General features: G+C 64.3%; 18 protein-coding genes. 10 read left to right on the top strand and 8 right to left on the bottom strand.

Translation table 11 applies throughout. From position 1 onward, the window contains the following. The first annotated feature begins 2 nt into the window (after nt 1-2). Nucleotides 3-941 carry a CysB family HTH-type transcriptional regulator gene (locus PNO31109_RS13115; protein ID WP_039410720.1) on the top strand — a complete coding sequence of 313 codons (939 nt, stop codon included), beginning with the start codon at nt 3-5 and terminating at the stop codon, nt 939-941. A gap of 238 nt (nt 942-1,179) precedes the next feature. Further along, nucleotides 1,180-2,220, top strand: coding sequence for an asparaginase (locus tag PNO31109_RS13110; protein ID WP_150555945.1), 1,041 nt, complete (start codon nt 1,180-1,182; stop codon nt 2,218-2,220). 280 nt (nt 2,221-2,500) lie between these two features. Here PNO31109_RS13110 and glxR read toward each other — a convergent pair whose 3' ends face one another. The 3 genes from glxR to gcl all read right to left on the bottom strand — a co-directional run bounded on the left by glxR (nt 2,501) and on the right by gcl (nt 6,445). After that, nucleotides 2,501-3,469, bottom strand: a complete 969-nt coding sequence (gene glxR, locus PNO31109_RS13105; RefSeq protein WP_277396696.1) for a 2-hydroxy-3-oxopropionate reductase — start codon at nt 3,467-3,469, stop codon at nt 2,501-2,503. 228 nt (nt 3,470-3,697) lie between these two features. Then, nucleotides 3,698-4,489, bottom strand: coding sequence for a hydroxypyruvate isomerase (gene hyi, locus PNO31109_RS13100; protein ID WP_150555943.1), 792 nt, complete (start codon nt 4,487-4,489; stop codon nt 3,698-3,700). A 189-nt stretch (nt 4,490-4,678) separates the two neighbouring features. Beyond that, complete coding sequence (gcl, locus tag PNO31109_RS13095) at nt 4,679-6,445, bottom strand: glyoxylate carboligase (protein ID WP_150555942.1); 1,767 nt, start codon at nt 6,443-6,445, stop codon at nt 4,679-4,681. 135 nt (nt 6,446-6,580) lie between these two features. On the opposite strand from gcl, the gene PNO31109_RS13090 reads away from it, so the two are divergent. From PNO31109_RS13090 to PNO31109_RS13055, 8 genes are all read left to right on the top strand, one after another. Beyond that, a complete protein-coding gene (locus PNO31109_RS13090; protein WP_150555941.1) occupies nt 6,581-7,492 on the top strand; it encodes a LysR family transcriptional regulator in 912 nt (303 codons plus the stop codon). 184 nt (nt 7,493-7,676) lie between these two features. Next, a complete protein-coding gene (rpsF, locus tag PNO31109_RS13085) occupies nt 7,677-8,054 on the top strand; it encodes a 30S ribosomal protein S6 (RefSeq protein WP_150555940.1) in 378 nt (125 codons plus the stop codon). Nucleotides 8,055-8,100: 46 nt separating this feature from the next. Beyond that, nucleotides 8,101-8,403 (top strand): primosomal replication protein N, encoded by a 303-nt coding sequence (priB, locus tag PNO31109_RS13080; RefSeq protein WP_150555939.1) that lies wholly within the window; start codon nt 8,101-8,103, stop codon nt 8,401-8,403. 2 nt (nt 8,404-8,405) lie between these two features. Next, the gene (gene rpsR, locus PNO31109_RS13075) at nt 8,406-8,687 is read left to right on the top strand and encodes a 30S ribosomal protein S18 (RefSeq protein ID WP_010803800.1); all 282 of its coding nucleotides are present in this window, start codon (nt 8,406-8,408) and stop codon (nt 8,685-8,687) included. 27 nt (nt 8,688-8,714) lie between these two features. Next, entirely contained in the window at nt 8,715-9,167 is a 453-nt protein-coding gene (gene rplI / locus PNO31109_RS13070) for a 50S ribosomal protein L9 (protein ID WP_150555938.1), read from the top strand. Nucleotides 9,168-9,473: 306 nt separating this feature from the next. Next, nucleotides 9,474-10,841, top strand: a complete 1,368-nt coding sequence (locus PNO31109_RS13065; RefSeq protein WP_150556016.1) for a replicative DNA helicase — start codon at nt 9,474-9,476, stop codon at nt 10,839-10,841. A 112-nt stretch (nt 10,842-10,953) separates the two neighbouring features. Then, the gene (locus PNO31109_RS13060) at nt 10,954-11,580 is read left to right on the top strand and encodes a DUF47 domain-containing protein (RefSeq protein WP_150555937.1); all 627 of its coding nucleotides are present in this window, start codon (nt 10,954-10,956) and stop codon (nt 11,578-11,580) included. Nucleotides 11,581-11,601: 21 nt separating this feature from the next. Then, entirely contained in the window at nt 11,602-12,612 is a 1,011-nt protein-coding gene (locus tag PNO31109_RS13055; protein WP_150555936.1) for an inorganic phosphate transporter, read from the top strand. Nucleotides 12,613-13,087: 475 nt separating this feature from the next. On the opposite strand, the gene PNO31109_RS13050 is transcribed toward PNO31109_RS13055, so the two are convergent. The 5 genes from PNO31109_RS13050 to PNO31109_RS13030 all read right to left on the bottom strand — a co-directional run bounded on the left by PNO31109_RS13050 (nt 13,088) and on the right by PNO31109_RS13030 (nt 18,900). Beyond that, nucleotides 13,088-13,987 (bottom strand): C40 family peptidase, encoded by a 900-nt coding sequence (locus tag PNO31109_RS13050; protein WP_244958168.1) that lies wholly within the window; start codon nt 13,985-13,987, stop codon nt 13,088-13,090. 226 nt (nt 13,988-14,213) lie between these two features. Further along, nucleotides 14,214-15,950, bottom strand: coding sequence for a PhoH family protein (locus tag PNO31109_RS13045; protein ID WP_150555935.1), 1,737 nt, complete (start codon nt 15,948-15,950; stop codon nt 14,214-14,216). Between the two features lie 311 nt (nt 15,951-16,261). Further along, on the bottom strand, nt 16,262-16,723 hold the full coding sequence (locus tag PNO31109_RS13040) for a peroxiredoxin (protein WP_150555934.1): 462 nt from the start codon (nt 16,721-16,723) through the stop codon (nt 16,262-16,264). A gap of 79 nt (nt 16,724-16,802) precedes the next feature. Then, entirely contained in the window at nt 16,803-17,717 is a 915-nt protein-coding gene (locus PNO31109_RS13035; protein WP_150555933.1) for a polysaccharide deacetylase family protein, read from the bottom strand. Nucleotides 17,718-17,856: 139 nt separating this feature from the next. Continuing rightward, nucleotides 17,857-18,900 (bottom strand): bifunctional UDP-4-keto-pentose/UDP-xylose synthase, encoded by a 1,044-nt coding sequence (locus PNO31109_RS13030; RefSeq protein WP_150555932.1) that lies wholly within the window; start codon nt 18,898-18,900, stop codon nt 17,857-17,859.

Raw genomic sequence — 18,900 nt, 5'->3', positions numbered from 1 at the left:
TCATGAATTTCCAGCAATTGCGCTACGTGCGCGAAGCAGTCCGGCAGAACCTGAACCTCACCGAGGCTGCCAGCGCGCTCTACACCTCGCAGTCGGGCGTGAGCAAGCAGATCAAAGACCTCGAGGACGAACTCGGCGTGGACGTGTTCGTGCGTCGCGGCAAGCGCCTTACGGGCCTCACGGAGCCGGGCAAGGCCGTGCTGCAGCTCATCGAGCGCATGCTGCTCGACGCCGAGAACCTGCGTCGCGTCGCGCGCCAGTTCGCCGATCAGGACAGCGGTCATCTGGTGGTCGCCACCACCCACACGCAAGCACGCTACGCGCTGCCGCAGGTCATCAAGCAGTTCACGAGCGTGTACCCGAAGGTGCATCTCGCGCTGCGCCAGGGCAGCCCGCGCCAGATCGCGCAGATGGTCATCGACGGCGAGGCCGACATCGGCATCACGACCGAGGCGCTCGACCGCTTCCCCGACATCGTGACCTTCCCGTGCTATTCGTGGCACCACGTGGCCGTGGTACCGAAGGAGCATCCGCTCGTCGGACGCGAGAACGTGACGCTCGCCGACATCGCCGAATACCCGATCATCACGTATGACGGCGACTTCACGGGCCGCTCGCACGTCGACAAGGCGTTCCAGGATCAGGGGCTCGTGCCCGACATCGTGCTCACCGCCCTCGATACGGACGTCATCAAGACATACGTCGAGCTGGGACTCGGCGTGGGAATCGTGGCCGCAATGGCGGTCGATCCGCGCAAGGACCAGGATCTGGCCGTGCTCGAGCTGGACAACGCCTTCGAGCCGAGCACCACGCGCATCGGGCTGCGCCGCGGGGCGTTCCTGCGCTCCTACGCATATCGCTTCATCGAGATGCTCGCTCCGGCGCTCAAGGAACAGGACATCTCGACGCAGCTTCGCGAAGCGCTCGAATTTGCAGCCTGAACTTCGCTGCCCGAGTTCGCTGCCCGAGTTCGCTGCCCGAATTCGCTGCATCAAGTTCGCGTGCCGACTTGCGCGAGCTCACGGCCATGCCCGGGCTGCGCCGGCAGTGCCGGACACGACATCGTCATGACGCCGGCGGCGGTTTCGCCGCCCGGCGCGATCGCTTGTTTCAGCGACATTTTCTAGCGGCTTTTTTCGGCGATTGGGAAGCGCGGCAGTATTGGATACAATCGCTGGCATGACCTTGACCACTTTCCATCCGACGCCTCACTACGCCGTGCCGGCAGGCGATCTGCCGCGCATTGCGCTGCTCGCCACGGGCGGCACGATTGCGGGAAGCGCGGCCGACGCCACCCGCACGGCCGGCTATCAGGCCGGCGCGCTCGGCATCCAGGATCTGCTCGCGGCGGTGCCCGCGCTGGGCAGCATTGCGCACATCCATGCGGAACAGGTCGCGCAGATCGACAGCAAGGACATGAGCGTGGCGCTCTGGCAAAAGCTGGCCGCGCGCGTCAATGCCTTGCTGGCGCAGCCCGATGTGGCGGGCGCGGTCATCACGCACGGCACCGACACGCTCGAAGAGACGGCCTACTACCTGCATCTGACCGTCAACAGTCGCAAGCCCGTGGTGTTCACGGCGGCGATGCGCCCGGCAACGGCGCTGTCTGCCGACGGCCCGCTCAACCTGCTCAATGCGGTGCGCGTGGCGACCGATCCGATTTCGGTCGGACGCGGCGTGATGGTGGCCATCAACAACCAGATCCACTGTGCGCGCGACGTCGTCAAGACGAGCACCTACAAGGTCGACGCGTTTCACTCGCCCGAGATCGGCGTGCTGGGGTGGGTGCAGGACGAGCGCGTGGCGTTCCAGCGCGCGGCCATGCAGTACCACACGGTCGAGAGCGAGTTCGTCGGCCTGTCGGGCGAGCTGCCTGCCGTCGAGGTGGTGTCGAGCTATGCGGGCGTCTCGCGCATCGCCGTCGACGCCCTCGTCGAGGCGGGCGTACAGGGTATCGTGGTGGCGGGCACGGGCAACGGCTCGCTGCACTCGCAGCTGCAGCAGGCGCTCGCCGAGGCGGTGCAGCGCGGCGTGACCGTGGTGCGCGCCTCGCGCGTGGGCAGCGGTCACGTCATGCACAACGGCGCGGCGCCCGACGATCAGTACGGTTTCGTAAGCGCAGGCAACCTGCATCCGTTCAAGGCGCGCGTATTGCTGATGCTCGCGCTTCAGGCCGGCGTGCCGCGCGAGCGCATGCAGAGCCTTTTCGACGAATACTGAGACGACCGTCGTCTTTGGCCGCCGCGTTCTGGCGGGGGGCAAAAAAATACGGCGCGAGTCATTCGACTGGCGCCGTCACGATCGGCAGCGCGCCGCCCGTTCTCGGGCAGGCCGTCCTGGCCGTCTTCCGGTCTTCTCAACTCCCGTGCCGACGGCTTTGCCGGTCATGCGGCCGCCGTTTCTCGGTCTTCTCGCGAACTACCCGGTGAGCCGGCGTTTCCCTGTCGCGCAAGTCATGCCGATAGGGAAACGCCGCGTGATGCGTCCCCGACGGTGGGCCTCAGGCGACCGTGTGGTTGGCGAGCATTTCCAGCGCGCGCACCATGCCCGAGTGATCCCACGCGGCGCCGCCGTTGGCGGCGCAAGCGTTGAACAGCTCCTGGCAGGTAGCCGTGTTCGGCAGCGACACGCCCAGCGCCTTCGCGCTTTGCAGCGCGAGGTTCAGATCCTTCTGGTGCAGTGCGATGCGGAAGCCCGGCTCGAAATTGCGCTTGACCATGCGCTCGCCATGCACTTCGAGAATCCGCGACGAGGCAAAGCCGCCCATCAGCGCCTCGCGCACCTTGGCCGGATCGGCGCCCGCCTTCGATGCGAAGAGCAGCGCTTCGCCCACGGCTTCGATGGTGAGTGCCACCACGATCTGGTTGGCGACCTTGCAGGTCTGGCCCGCACCGTTCTCGCCCACGAGGGTGATGTTCTTGCCCATCAGTTCGAAGAACGGCTTGACGTCGTCGAACGCGGCTTGCGAGCCGCCGACCATGATCGACAGCGTGGCGGCTTTCGCGCCGACTTCACCGCCCGAGACCGGGGCGTCCAGATACTCGCAGCCCAGCGCCTTGATCTTCTTGGCGTATTCCTTCGTTTCGATCGGCGAGATCGAGCTCATGTCGACGACGATCTTGCCTGCGCTCAGGCCCTCGGCCAGGCCGTCCTGACCGAACAGCACCGCGCCCACGTCCGGCGTGTCCGGCACCATCACGAAGACGATGTCGGCGCGCTTGGCGACTTCCTTGGCCGACGTGCAGACCGTAGCCTGGCCGTCGATGAGCTCCTGCGGGGGCGTGCGGCGCTCATACAGGAACAGCTTGTGGCCGGCGTTTTGCAAATGCTTCGCCATCGGCGCGCCCATGATGCCCAGACCAATGAAACCGAGTTGTGCCATTTCGAGACTCCTTGTTGCCAAAGTTTGATGTTGGGGTGTGCCGGCGATGTCGCGAACCGGGCAGGGCGGCGACACGACTGTCGCCATCGTCCCCGTGCTCCGGCCGCATGCCCCCTGCATGCGGCCGGCGGGGCCCTCCTCGTCGAAACACCGTCGGCCGGCGTGCCGTCCTGCGCGCGCACGCCGTCATGTCTTGCTGCCTGTCGCTAGGGGGAGCGACGCGCGGGTCCTGCGTGTGCGCAGGCCTGTGTCCGCCGTGGCCCGAGAGACTCGGGCCGCTTGGACTCAGGTCGCTTGGACTCAGGCCGCTAAGATTCAGGCCGCTTCACGCAGGCCCGCGGCCTTGAACCAGCCCAGGCCCTCGGTCGTGGTGGTCGCGGGTTTGTACTCGCAGCCGATCCAGCCGCCGTAGCCGATGCGATCGAGGAACGCGAACAGGTAGGCGTAGTTGATCTCGCCCGTGCCCGGCTCGTTGCGGCCCGGGTTGTCCGCGAGCTGCACGTGGGCGATGCGCGCCAGATTCGTCTCGAGGGTCTTGGCGAGCTCGCCTTCCATGCGTTGCATGTGATAGATGTCGTACTGCAGGAACAGGTTGTCCGAGCCGACCTCGTCGAAGATCTCCAGCGCCTGCTTCGTGCGATTCACGAAGAAGCCGGGAATGTCGTATGTGTTGATGGGCTCGACGAGCAGGCGAATGCCTTCGGCCTTGAGCGCATCGGCGGCGAAGCGCAGGTTGCCCACGAGCGTCTCGCGTGCGGCCTGCGTCGACAGATCCGCACCTTGCTTGCCCACGAGGCAATTGAGCTGCTTCACGCCGAGTGCCTTGGCATAGGTGATCGCTTCGCCAACGCCGTCGCGGAATTCGGCGACACGGTTGGGGAAGATCGCGATGCCGCGCTCGCCGGCATCCCAGTTGCCCGCCGGCAGGTTGTGCAGCACGAGGTCGAGCTGGTACTGGTTGAGCTTGTCCGCGATCTGGTCGCGATGGAACGCGTATGGGAACAGGAATTCCACGCCGCGAAAGCCGGCTGCGGCGGCCGCCTTGAAGCGGTCGAGGAACGGCACCTCGTTGAACAGCATGGTCAGGTTGGCGGCAAATTTCGGCATTGCACTGACTCCTCTCTCTTTTTTTAGGGGGGTGGTTTCGACGATTTCGAAGCAGGGTGAGACGGCGTGCTGCAAAGCGTCTCGGGGTCTTGCAAGGATTGCGGGGCGCGAACTTTGGCCGGTCACGGGGTCTAGTCGCAGCCGGAGGGGACGCACACGCCCCGCAAACCGGTCTCGCGGGTGCCGCGCTCAGGCGGTCACTGCGTTGTCTTCCTCCACCACGTCGATGATTTCCTCGAACTCATTGACGTTGTCGATTTCCGTGCCCATCGCGATGTTGGTCACACGCTCGAGAATCACTTCCACGATCACCGGCACCGAGAACTCGGCCATCAGCTTGCGGGCCTGGGCGAACGCGGGCTGGATGTCGTTCGGCTCGAATACGCGGATTGCCTTCACGCCGAGGCCTTCGGCGACCTTCACGTGGTCCACGCCGTAGCCGTTTACTTCCGGCGAGTTCACGTTTTCGAACGCGAGCTGCACGCAGTAGTCCATGTCGAAGTTGCGCTGCGCTTGACGGATCAGGCCCAGGTACGAGTTGTTCACCACGACGTGGATGTAGGGCACCTTGAACTGCGCGGCCACGGCCAGTTCTTCGATCATGAACTGGAAGTCGTAGTCGCCCGAGATCGCCACGACGTCCGACGAGGGCGATGCGACCTTGGCGCCGATCGCGGCGGGCACGGTCCAGCCGAGCGGGCCGGCCTGACCGCAATTGATCCAGTGACGCGGCTTGTTCACGTGCAGGAACTGCGCGGCGGCGATCTGCGACAGGCCGATGGTCGACACGTAGCGCACGTCACGGCCGAAGAACGCGTTCATTTCCTGGTACACGCGCTGCGGCTTGATCGGCACCTGGTCGAAGTCCGTGCGGCGCAGCATGGTGCGCTTGCGCTTCTGGCACTCGGCCACCCATTGCGAGCGGTCCGGCAGACGGCCGGCTGCCTTGAGTTCCCTGGCCACTTCGACGAACAGCGTGAGCGCAGCCTTGGCGTCGGAGACGATGCCGTAGTCCGGGCCGAACACGCGGCCGATCTGGGTCGGCTCGATGTCGACGTGCACGAACTTGCGGCCCTTCGTGAAGACGTCGATGCTGCCGGTGTGGCGGTTTGCCCAGCGGTTGCCGATGCCCATCACGAAGTCGGAGGCGAGCATGGTGGCATTGCCGAAGCGGTGCGAGGTCTGCAGGCCGACCATGCCCGCCATGAGCGGATGGTCGTCCGCGATGGTGCCCCAGCCCATGAGCGTGGGCACGACCGGCACGTTGACCGTCTCGGCGAATTCGACGAGCAGGTCGGCCGCGTCGGCATTGATCACGCCGCCGCCCGAGACAATGAGCGGGCGCTCCGAGGCGATCAGCATCTGGATGGCCTTCTCGATCTGGGCGCGCGTGGCGGCGGGCTTGTAGACCGGCAGCGGCTCGTAAGTCTGCGGATCGAAGTCGATCTCGGCGACCTGCACGTCGAACGGCAGATCGATGAGCACCGGACCCGGGCGGCCCGAGCGCATGAGGTGAAACGCCTGCTGGAACACGCGCGGCACGAGCGCGGGCTCGCGCACCGTGACCGCCCACTTGGTGACCGGCTTGGCGATCGACTCGATGTCGACGGCCTGGAAGTCTTCTTTGTACAGGCGGGCGCGCGGCGCCTGACCCGTGATGCACAGGATGGGGATCGAATCGGCCCAGGCCGAGTACAGGCCCGTGATCATGTCCGTGCCGGCCGGGCCCGAGGTGCCGATGCAAACGCCGATGTTGCCCGCCTCGGCGCGCGTGTAGCCTTCGGCCATGTGCGAGGCGCCCTCGACGTGGCGTGCGAGCACGTGCTCGACGCTGCCCGCCTTGCGCAGGGCCGAGTAGAACGGGTTGATGGCGGCGCCGGGCACACCGAATGCGGTCGTGATGCCTTCCTTCTCGAGCACTCGGACGGCGGCCTCTACGGCGGTCATCTTGGCCATGTGACTCCTCCAATGGGTAATGGGTAGCTATGTTGGGATATGGACGTTGGAGCCAACTGTAAGCCGGTACGATTTGTTTGATAAGATCACAAAAGATCGTTTTTTTAAGAACAAAAAGTATCGAATGGAGACGCGATGGACCGTTACAAGCAGATCGAAACCTTCGTGCAGGTCGCGGAAGCGGGCAGTCTGGCCGCCGCCGCGCTCAAGGAGGGCGTGTCGCCGGTGATCCTCGGGCGGCGCATCGACGCTCTCGAAAAGCGGCTCGGCATCAAGCTCATGTACCGCTCGACGCGCCGCCTGGCGCTCTCGGAGGAGGGCGGCGCTTTCCTGGAGCGGTGCAAGCAGTTGCTGGGCGACTGGGAGATGGCGGAAAACGAGATCAGCGCGGGACGTCACGCGGTGTCGGGGCACCTGATCGTGTCAGCGCCGGCGGCATTCGGCCGCAAGCATGTGGCGCCGCACGCGCCCGCCTTCCTGCGCCAGCACCCGGACGTGCAGATCTCGTTCAATCTCACCGATCGTGTGGTCGACATCGTGCGCGAGGGCTACGACATGGGCATTCGCATCGGCGGCTCGGTCGATCCGAACTTCGTCGCCGTGAAGCTCGCCCAGAACCGGCGCGTGGTGTGCGGCACGCCCGCATACTTCGCCCGCCACGGCCGTCCCAGGACGCTGGAAGACCTCGCCAGGCACAATTGCCTGGCGTTCAACCTGCAGGGCGGCCAGCAGCGCGGCTGGTACTTCAAGCGTCAGGGCAAGCTCGTGACGATCCGCGTAGCTGGCAATCTCGACTGCAACGACGGCGAGCTGCTGCACCGCTGGGCGCTCGAAGGGCTCGGGCTGGGGTGGCGCTCAACGTGGGAAATCCAGCGCGAGCTGCTCTCCGGCGAGCTCGAAACGGTGCTCGACGAGTACGCGCTGCCCGACTACGACATCCTCGCCGTGTACCCGCAGCAACGCTTCCAGCCGGCGCGCGTGCGGCTTTTCATCGAGCAGCTGCGCCAGATCTACGCGCGCCCGAACTACTGGCTGGAGAACGCCTGAGGGGCGGGCGGGAAGCCACGGGACAAGAGGGGGCAAGAGGGGGCAAGGCCGCCGGCCGGCCGTGCACGCTGGCACCGATAGGGCGGGAGTTGATGATCGACATGAAATCCGCTAGAATCGCGGGTTCTGCAACCTTGCTGCACTGGTTCTGACGCCCAGGCAGCTTTGTCCATAAGGAGCTCACATGCGTCATTACGAAATCGTATTCATCGTTCACCCCGATCAAAGCGAGCAAGTGCCTGCGATGATCGAGCGCTACAAGGGCATGGTGACGGCCAAGGCTGGCCAGATCCATCGCGTCGAAGACTGGGGCCGCCGTCAACTGGCCTACATGATCGAGAAGCTGGCCAAGGCTCACTACGTGTGCATGAACATCGAGTGCGACCAGGAAACCCTGGACGAACTCGAGCACGCCTTCAAGTTCAACGACGCCGTGCTGCGCCACCTGGTGGTCCGCATGAAGAAGGCCGAGACGGCCCCGTCGCCGATGATGAAGGAAGTGGCCCGCGAAGAAGCCAAGAAGGCTGCCGCGACGCCCGCCACCGAAGCCGCCGCTTCGTAAGTCGCGCACCGGAACGCATCAGGGTGTCAACGGATACGTCGACCACGTGAATCGCTTGCGGCTCGAGGCCAGCATCGCCGAAATCGGCACGCTGCGCTATACCCCGGCCGGACTTCCCGTGATCGATGTCACGCTGACGCACGAGGGAACAGTCGAAGAGGCGGGCGTACCCCGTCAGACCGAGTTCTCGATACCGGCGGTTGCGATCGGTCCCATCAGTGCCAAGGTCACGGCGCTGGGACTCGGGAGACCGGCCCAGTGGGCGGGATTCCTGGCCAAGAAGCATCGCAATAGCCGCACCCTGGTGTTTCACATCACAGCATTGCAAGAATTTGAAAAGGATTGTTGAACATGCCGCGTCCTAACGGTAAAAACAAGAAGTTTGATCGTCGCCGTCAACAGCAGAACCCGCTGTTCAAGCGCAAGAAGTTCTGCCGCTTCACCGTTGCCGGTGTCGAGCAGATCGATTACAAGGATGTCGAAACGCTGAAGGACTTCATCGGCGACAACGGCAAGATCACCCCCGCTCGTCTGACGGGCACGAAGGCGCACTACCAGCGCCAGCTCGATACGGCCATCAAGCGCGCGCGTTTCCTGGCGCTGCTGCCGTACACCGATCTGCACGGTGCTTAATCGCCGGTCGACGAAGGAGAATAGATAATGCAAGTGATTCTGCTGGAAAAGGTCGTCAATCTGGGTAACCTGGGCGACATCGTGAAGGTCAAGGACGGTTTCGCACGTAACTACCTGATCCCGACCAAGCTGGCTCGCCGTGCCACCAAGGACGCCATCGCCGAATTCGAAGTTCGCCGCGCCGAGCTGGAAAAGGCTGCCGCCGAGAAGCTGGCTGCCGCGCAAGCCGAAGGCGAAAAGCTGGCTGGCCTGACCGTTCAGATCTCGCAGAAGGCCGGTGTCGACGGCCGTCTGTTCGGTTCGGTCACCAACTACGACATCGCCGAAGCCCTGAACGGCCAAGGTTTCAAGATCGAGAAGATGCAGGTGCGCCTGCCGAACGGTCCGCTCAAGACCGTGGGCGACTTCCCGGTCCAAGTGGCCCTGCACACGGACGTCGTCGTCGACGTGAACGTGTCGGTGCTGGGCGAGCACGCCTAAGTCGCATCCGCGTCAGCTTCCCGACGCGAATAAAAAGGACGGAAGTCGGGTCTACCGGCTTCCGTTTTTTTATGTCTGCCTGTCTCAAAGCCTTCCGATGCGGCAGCTTGTCACGCAAGCACGGATTACACTGATCAACGCCGACCGCCTCCCGGTTGCGCGCCGTCCCACGTTAGTCTCGTTCGATAGCTCCGCCTTATGTTGCCTCCAGGGAAACTACTGAGCAAACCACGTTCGGAAAAATCGTCTCGCAAGCGGGAATATGCCGGTTCGGACCGCGATCGCGGGAACGGTATAATGCCCGGCATGAACGCGCCCGATCCCCAGCTCGATTCGCTAAAAGTGCCGCCGCACTCCATCGAGGCGGAGCAGTCCGTGCTCGGCGGGCTGCTGCTCGATAACAGCGCCTGGGATCGTATTGGCGACTTCGTGTCCGAGTCGGACTTCTACCGCTACGACCACCGGCTGATCTACCAGCACATCGGTCGCCTGATTTCCTCCGATCGTCCCGCGGACGTCATTACCGTCTTCGAATCGCTGTCGAGCGCCGGCAAGGGCGAAGAGGTGGGCGGACTCGCCTATCTCAACGCGCTGGCGCAGAACACGCCGAGCGCGGCCAACATTCGCCGTTACGCCGAGATCGTGCGCGACCGTGCGGTGCTGCGCAAGCTTGTCACGGTAGCCGACGAGATCGCCTCCGACGCCTTCAATCCGCAGGGCAAGGAAGTGCGCCAGATGCTCGACGAGGCCGAGGCCAAGGTCTTCGCGATCGCCGAGGAAGGCTCGCGTAGCTCGAGCGGCTTTCTCGAACTCCAGCCGCTGCTCACGCAGGTGGTCGAGCGCATCGACGAACTCTATCACCGCGAGGGCGGCAGCGACATCACCGGCATTCCGACCGGCTTCGTCGATCTCGATCGCATGACCTCGGGCTTCAATGGCGGCGATCTGATCATCGTGGCGGGCCGCCCGTCGATGGGCAAAACGACCTTCTCGATGAACATCGGCGAGCACATCGCCGTGGAAGAGGGGCTGCCCGTCGCCGTGTTTTCGATGGAAATGCCGGGCACGCAGCTGGCCATGCGTATGCTGGGCTCGGTCGGGCGTCTGGATCAGCATCGCCTGCGCACGGGCAAGCTGATCGACGAAGACTGGCCGAAGCTCACGCATGCGATGCAGAAGATGAACGAGACGCAGTTGTTCGTCGACGAGACGCCTGCGCTCAACCCGATGGAGCTGCGCGCACGGGCTCGCCGCCTGGCGCGCCAGTGCGGCAAGCTGGGGCTGATCATCATCGATTACCTGCAGCTCATGAGCGGCTCGGGCGGGGGCGAGAACCGCGCGACCGAGATTTCCGAAATCTCGCGTTCGCTCAAGGGCCTCGCCAAAGAGCTGAACGTGCCGGTCATTGCGCTTTCGCAGCTCAACCGCAGTCTGGAGCAGCGTCCGAACAAGCGCCCCGTGATGTCAGACTTGCGCGAATCGGGCGCTATCGAACAGGATGCCGACATCATCCTGTTCATCTATCGCGACGAAGTCTACAACCCCGATACGCCCGACAAGGGCACGGCCGAGATCATTATCGCGAAGCAGCGTAACGGTCCGATCGGTCACGTGCGTCTGGCGTTCATCGGGGCCTATACGAAGTTCGACAATCTGGCCGGTCCGCAGTACTGATACGCAAATTTTTGCCTGTGCCCATCGGCGTGCGGCGGCGCACGCCCGCACAGGGTAGAATGTGACGTTTTTGTGTCGACCCGTCCCCCTCAATACCCGGAGTTTTCCAATAATGTTCGGTCGCTTCATGCCCACCGAGGGCAAGTTCTTTGAGCTGTTCAACCAGCATGCGGCATGCATGGTTGCCGGCAGTCGCGAGCTGTCTGCCATGCTCAACGATCTGCCCAATGCCGAGGCACGCACCGTCGCCGTGCAGAACAACGAGAAGAAAGCGGATCGCATCACGCACGAGACCATCGACCTGATGCACAAGACGTTCATCACGCCGTTCGATCGCGACGAGATCCACAAGTTGATCAGCACGATGGACGACATCCTGGACCTGATGGAAGACGTCGCCACGGCCGTCTGGATGTACGACATCAAGCGCGTGCCGGCCGAGGCCCGCACGCTCGGCGAGATCTGCGTGAAGTGCTGCGAGCGCGTGCAAAGCACCGTGGCGCTGCTGGGTGACATGGACCGGGCGCGCGAGATCCTCAAACTGTGCGAAGAGATCGACGGACTCGAGTCGGAAGCCGACCGTCTGCTGCGCGCCTCGCTCTCCAAGCTGTTCCGCGAAGAGGCCGACGTGAAGGAACTCATCAAGCAGAAGGCCGTGTCGGAATTGCTCGAGTCGGTGACCGACAAGTGCGAGGACGTTGCCAACATCATCGAAGGCATTGTGCTGGAAAACGCCTGAGCGCCCGAGCGGAGATTTTCGATGGCAACGCTGCACATCAGCCTTTGGCTGGTCGGACTGCTGGTCGCGCTGGCGCTCCTGTTCGACTTCATGAACGGCTTTCACGACGCCGCCAACTCCATCGCCACGGTGGTGTCGACGGGCGTGCTCAAGCCGCACCAGGCGGTGGCTTTCGCCGCCATGTTCAATATCATCGCGCTGTTCATCTTTCACCTGAAAGTGGCCGCGACGGTGGGCAAGGGCACGGTTCACCCGGAGATCGTCGATCACTACGTGATTTTCGGCGCGCTCGTCGGGGCGATCGCCTGGAACATCATCACGTGGTACTACGGTATTCCGTCAAGCTCGTCGCATGCGCTGATCGGCGGCCTGGTCGGCGCGGCGGTGGCCAAGGCGGGCACCGGCTCGCTCGTGGCGAGCGGCCTGCTGCAGACCGTGGCCTTCATTTTCGTGTCGCCGCTGCTCGGCTTCGTGCTCGGTTCGTTCTTCATGCTCGTGGTGTCGTGGCTGTGCTTTCGCACGCCGCCCGCCCGCGTGGACCGCTGGTTCCGCCGCCTGCAACTGGTTTCGGCCGGCATGTACAGCCTCGGGCATGGCGGTAACGACGCGCAGAAGACCATCGGCATCATCTGGATGCTGCTGATCGCCGCCGGACTGTGGCCGCAGCAGGCCGCCGAGCCGCCGCTGTGGGTGATCGTCGGCTGCTATCTGGCCATTGGTCTGGGCACCATGTTCGGCGGCTGGCGCATCGTGCGCACGATGGGACAGAAGATCACCAAGCTCAAGCCGGTGGGCGGTTTCTGTGCCGAGACGGGCGGTGCCTTCACGCTGTTCTTCGCCTCGTGGCTCGGCGTGCCGGTGTCGACGACGCACACGATTACGGGCGCCATCGTTGGCGTCGGCGCGACGCAGAAGCTCTCGGCCGTGCGCTGGGGCGTGGCGGGCAACATCGTATGGGCGTGGATTTTGACGATCCCGGCTTCGGCTTTCATTGCCGCCATCGCCTGGTGGGTCGGCAAGCAGTTCCTGTAACCCTGTCGGACGGTGGACCGTCCGGCGATCCTCAGACTCAGGAAAAAGCGGCTTCGGCCGCTTTTTTCATGCTCGACGTTCGCCCAGGTCCGCCGAGATTTGCCGCATGCCCACATTGAGCCGGGATATCGCCGCCATCGGGAGAATCAATTTCAATTTGTTAGTGATATTGATTATCATTTACATGTGATATTCGACGAGCACCACAGGAGGCTGAGATGACCGCATTGTTCAACCATGCCTTGCGCCACCGCCCGCTGACCACGCTGATGGGCGTGGCGATCAACCTCGGCGGCGCCGCGAGCCTGCTGACCCACCTGCGTTAAGAAAACGCGGGAACAAGGGGACGAGGGAACAAGGGAACGAGGGAACAAGGGAACGAGGGAACGAGGGAACAAGGGAACGTGGGGCCACGGACAGGGCATGAAACACGCCAGACGCCCCGGGCGGCCGGCGTGTTTTACCTCTGGGGGCCTCACATGGAACTGTTGGCCAAGCGGGCGATGGGATCGTCGTCGGCCGCCAGGGACCCGTTCAGACGGGCCGTGCTGCTCGGCGGTGCGCTGGGCTGCGGTGTCTGGAGCGGCGAAGGCGTGGCGGCCGTCAGCGGCCGATTGGGCGAGTCCGCGACCGCGCTCACTGGTGCGCCGGGTAGCCCAGGCGACGACATGGGCGACGACATGGGCGACGGCGGGGCCCCTGGGGCCGGCGAGGCCGCCGACGGCTGGGTTTGCGCCACGTTGGCCGGTGCGGCGCGGTTCACATAGGTCGTATTGCCCGCCGGTGCCTTGTTCGCCGCCACGCGGCGGATACCGTCGATACGGCGCGCCCAATAAGGGACGTAGAGACTCTCCAGTCGCACCGTGCCGCCTGAGTTCGGCGCATGCACGAATTTCCCCTGGCCGACGTAGATGCCCACGTGCGAGTGGGCGCGCCCCGTCGTATTGAAGAAGATGAGGTCGCCGGAGGCGAGATCGTCGCGATCGAGGGACGTGCCGACACTGCTCATGTCGGCCGTCGTCCGCGGCAAGTTGACCCCGGCCGCGCGTGCAACGACATAGCGCACGAGACCGCTGCAGTCGAAACCGGAATCAGGCGTGTTGCCGCCATAGCGGTAGGGGATGCCCACGAGGCTCATCGCCTCGAGCGTGATCTCTTCCTGGCCGGCGCTGTTCTCGGGACCCATCGTGCGATTGCCATAGTTGGCGCTGCCACCCTGGCGGATCGACGGACCGGACGAGCATGCGGCAACCAGCAGCGTAATCGCGAGTGCCGCGGCACAGCGCGTCGACGAGCGCAGCCATTCTGGCGAGAGCGCCATGCTGCGGGCAGGGACGACGGGACGGCCGAAGGACCGGACGAAGGATCGTGGCATGCGGAGATGGCCCTGGATTCGCATGCGCCGAGTTTACGACGCTTGCCGCACGAATGCACCGCGGAAGTGCCGAAATACGGGCATTCTGTGGCATCGATGTCACAAATGCGCCGATTTTCGGGCGATTTTGCCGCTCAGGCGCCGTGGTCGCTGCATTCGCGGCTTGGCGATCATGAAAAACGGCGCCCGAAGGCGCCGTCGTCGAGAGGCCGTCAAGCCGCCGCGCTCAGAGAATCTCCGCGGCGTAATCGGCCAGACGCGAGCGTTCGCCGCGCGCGAGCGTGACGTGGCCGCTGTGACCCCAGCCCTTGAAGCGGTCCACCACGTAGGTGAGGCCCGAGCTGCCTTCGGTCAGATACGGCGTGTCGATCTGCGCGATGTTGCCCAGACAGATCAGCTTCGTGCCGGGGCCGGCGCGCGTGACGAGCGTCTTCATCTGCTTCGGCGTGAGGTTCTGCGCCTCGTCGATGATGACGAACTTGTTCACGAACGTGCGACCGCGCATGAAGTTCATGCTCTTGACCTTGAGTCGCGAGCGAATCAGTTCCTGCGTGGCTGCACGGCCCCATTCGCCGGCGGAGTCGTCGGTCTTTTGCAGCACTTCGAGGTTGTCGTCAAAGGCGCCCATCCACGGCTGCATCTTCTCCTCCTCGGTGCCCGGCAAGAAGCCGATATCCTCACCCACGGGTACGGTCGCGCGCGTGATGATGATCTCGTTGTAGCGCTTTTCGTCGAGCGTTTGCGCCAGCCCGGCAGCGAGCGCGAGCAATGTCTTGCCAGTGCCGGCCTGGCCGAGCAGGGTGATGAAGTCGACCTCGGGATTCATCAGCAGATTCAGCGCGAAGTTCTGCTCGCGGTTGCGCGCCGTAATGCCCCACACGTTGTTCTTGTGGTGCCCGTAGTCGCGCAGCGTTTGCAGCAGTGCCGTCTTGCCGTTGATCTCGCGGACCTGCGCATAGAAGGGCGCTTCGCCGTTGTTCGTCTCGAGATAGACGAACTGGTTGATGAGAAAACTCGCGCACAGCGGGCCGGTGATGCGGTAGAACGTCGTGCCGGTACGGTTGTCCTGCCAGCTCTCCATGCCCTTGCCGTGCTTCGTCCAGAAGTCCGGCGGCAGTGCCATCACGCCCGAGTAGAGCAGATCGCTGTCCTCGAGCACCTTGTCGTTGAAGTAGTCTTCGGCCGGCAGGCCGAGCGCATGCGCCTTGACGCGCATATTGATGTCTTTGGACACCAGCACGACCTGACGATCGCGGAACTTGTCCTGCAGCGCGCGCACGACGCCCAGAATCTGATTGTCGGCCTTGCCCTGCGGCAAGCCCTCGAGCGGCGGCACTTCGGGCAGATCGGTCTGGAAGTACAGACGGCCCGTGGCGTCCTTGTTGCCGAGGCGGGACAGCGAAATGCCTTCCGCCATCGATTTCGTGCCGCTCTCCGCGACCAGTCCGTCGAGCGTGCGGCTGACCTGACGTGCATTGCGCGCCACTTCCGACATGCCCTTCTTGTGGTTGTCGAGCTCTTCCAACGTCATCATCGGCAGATAGACGTCGTGCTCCTCGAAGCGAAACAGGCTGCTCGGGTCGTGCATGAGCACGTTCGTGTCCAGCACGAAGAGCTTGGCCGGCTCCTGGTCCTTGTTGCGCGCACGTTTCGAGCCGGCGCCCTGAGCCGTCGTCTTCACGGATTTGAGCGGCGCGGCGGCGCCATTCGAACCGGCAGGCGCGGGCGATTGCGGCGAACGTGCGACGGGCGACGGCTGTGCTGCAGTCTGCGTCACCGCGGGTGTCTTGGGAACGACCTTCAGGTCGGCCGTGCCGGCTGCGCCGGACGTGTCGCCCAGCGCGTGTTGTTCGGAAGAGGGGATCGGTTTCTTGGCCTCCGTGCGCGAAGGTTTGAGGCGAGTGGGGAATTGATCCGGGGCGAGCAGCGTGCCCGGTTTGGTCGGCGCCGATGGCAATGGCATAGATTTCCCGTTCAAGAAAACACAACACTACTCGGCCGGGACACACAGCGGCACAACACGTCCCGGCAACAAAAAAGCCGCCTGCCCGGACGCACCGGAGAGGCGGCTTGGCTGAAGGCGCCGCCTTGGCGACGCCTGCAATAGTCTCGTTCAATGCGCTTGATCATTACGGCCGACTATAACGTCTCTTGCCGTGCTTGTATAGCGTTGGATGTCCGCCCGGGCGGCGCTCGTGCAACACGCCGGCCGCCGCGCGGCGGGCGTCCCCGCGGGCCGCGCCGGGCAGGAAGACGCTTGGGCCCGTACCGCGTTCAGAGCGCCTGGACGGCGGCCAGCACTTCGCCCACGTGATCGGGCACGCGCACGCCGCGCCACTCCTTGCGCAGCACCCCCTTCTCGTCGATCACGAACGTGCTGCGCTCGATGCCGAGATGCTCCTTGCCATACAGTTTTTTCAGCTTGATGACACCGAACAGCCTGCACACCGCTTCGTCGGCGTCCGAGATGAGCGGGAAGGGCAGGCCGAGCTTTTTCTGGAAGTTCTCGTGCGAGCGCAGGCTGTCGCGCGACACGCCGACGATCTGCGCGCCAGCGGCCTGAAATTGCGCATAGCTGTCGCGAAAGTTCATGCCTTCCGTCGTACAGCCCGGCGTGTTGTCCTTCGGGTAGAAGTAGATCACCACTTTCTGGCCGCGATGCGCCTTGAGCGAAAAATCGCCGCCAGTGGCCGGTGCGGTGAAATCTGGCACGGCGGTGTCGATGGCTACCGTCACTATGGTCTCCTTGGATGGCCTTGCGAGGCCGGAACGGGGAAGCGGGTTGAGGGCAAGCAGGAGGCGGGCCGCCAGCGATTCAGGCCGCCGCACGGCGCTCGCCGCCCTCGAGAATCAGGTCGCCCGAGCGCCCCGGAATCTCTCCCCACACGACCGGGCGGGCCGGCAGCGAGGCGAGATCGAGCGACGCATACAACTGGCCCATCGTCACCAGATCATGCCCCTGGCGGCGCCATCCGGCCAGCAACTGACGGAACAGCGGGGCGAGCTTCTGCCCTTCGAGCTCTGCGTGAAGCGTGAACACGTGATCTTGCGCCGGATCGCGGGTGAGGGCAAGCAGATGCTCGGCCACGCCGTTGGCATCGCGCCCGTCCACGCCGAGCAGTTCGTCGACGGTGGGCAGCGTCGTGGGCATCTGCACGTGTTGCAGACGCACGCCGTCGACGATCGGGTAATGCGGCGCCGTGCCGCGTCCGTCCGAGGCGTACTTCATGCCCCACGCGTCGATCTGGCGGAATGCGTCGTTGTTCATCTGCCAGCCGGCGGCGCCATGCGTGAGCGGCGGTGCGCCGAAAATCTGCGTGAAGCGGGCGTGCGCCTGCGACATCTGGCGTTGCGTCCACGCCGCGTCGCGCGTGCGCACGTTGTCCTGCCAGTAGGTGTGATCCCACGTGTGGATGCCGGTCTCGTGACCGGCGGCCTGCACGGTGCGCATGACGTCCGCGGCGCGCCGGCCAATGTCCGGGCCGGGCAGCAGCGTGCCGTACATGAGCGTCTTGAAGCCGTAGTGCTCGACCACCGACGTGCGCGAGACCTTCTTCAGAAAGCCGGGCCGGAAGACGCGCTTGAGCGCCCAGCCGGTGTGATCCGGTCCGAGGCTGAACAGGAACGTCGCCTGCGCCTCATGCTCGGCGAGCGCGGCGAGCAGATTGGGCACGCCTTCGCGCGTGCCGCGCAGCGTGTCGACGTCGATCTTCAGGACAATCTTGGCCATGGCCGTCCTTGATGGCGGGTATCGGCGATGCGTTGTCCGATACCTTCGTTTCCGAGTCAAAAACGCCCGATGCGCCGAGGGCGCACCGGGCGTGCCGTGCGATGTGCGGCCCGCGGCATGGAAGCGGCGGGCCCGGACGTTACTCGACCAGGCGGCGAGCTTCGGCCACGTGGCCGCGGTACGCTTCGAAAATCTTGCGCAGCGCTTCGTCCATCGACGTGCTCGGCGCCCAACCGAGCTCCTGCATCGTGTTCTCGATCTTCGGCACGCGGTTTTGCACGTCCTGGTAGCCGTTGCCGTAGTAGGCGCCCGACGACGTCTCGACGAGCTGGACCTTCTTGGCCGTCTCGGCATACTCGGGGAATTCGGCTGCCAGCTTGAGCATCATGTTGGCCAGCTCACGCACCGAGTAATTGTTTTTCGGGTTGCCAATGTTGTAGATCTTGCCGCTGGCAACGTTGTTCTTGTTGTCGATGATGCGCACGAGTGCGTCGATGCCGTCGTCGATGTCGGTAAACGCGCGCTTTTGCGAGCCGCCGTCGACCAGGCTGATGTTCTCGCCGCGGGCGATGTGGCCCAGGAACTGCGTGACCACGCGCGACGAACCTTCCTTCGGCGTGTAGATCGAGTCCAGGCCGGCGCCGATCCAGTTGAACGGGCGGAACAGCGAGAAATTCAGTCCTTCCTGCATGCCGTAGCCCCAGATCACACGATCCATGAGCTGCTTCGAGCAGGCGTAGATCCAGCGCGGCTTGTTGATCGGGCCGTAGATCAGCGGCGAGTTTTCCGGATCGAACTCGCTGTCCGTGCACATGCCGTAGACCTCGGAGGTCGACGGAAACACCAGATGCTTGCCGTACTTCGCCGCCGAACGCACGATCGGCAGGTTCGCTTCGAAGTCGAGCTCGAACACGCGCAGCGGCGCCTTCACGTAGGTGGCCGGCGTGGCGATGGCCACCAGCGGCAGGATCACGTCGCACTTGCGGATGTGGTACTCGACCCACTCCTTGTTGATCGTGATGTCGCCTTCGAAGAAGTGCATGCGCTCGTGATTGACCAGATCGCCAAGGCGATCGGTGAGCATGTCCATGCCATAAACTTCCCAGTCGGTCGTCTCCAGGATGCGCTTCGACAGATGGTGGCCGATGAACCCGTTGACACCGAGAATCAGGACTTTTTTCAT

The organism is Pandoraea nosoerga (assembly GCF_902459585.1).
Classification (GTDB): domain Bacteria; phylum Pseudomonadota; class Gammaproteobacteria; order Burkholderiales; family Burkholderiaceae; genus Pandoraea; species Pandoraea nosoerga.
Note: the sequence above shows the minus strand (reverse complement) of the source record. Positions and strands in the feature narration are given on the sequence as shown.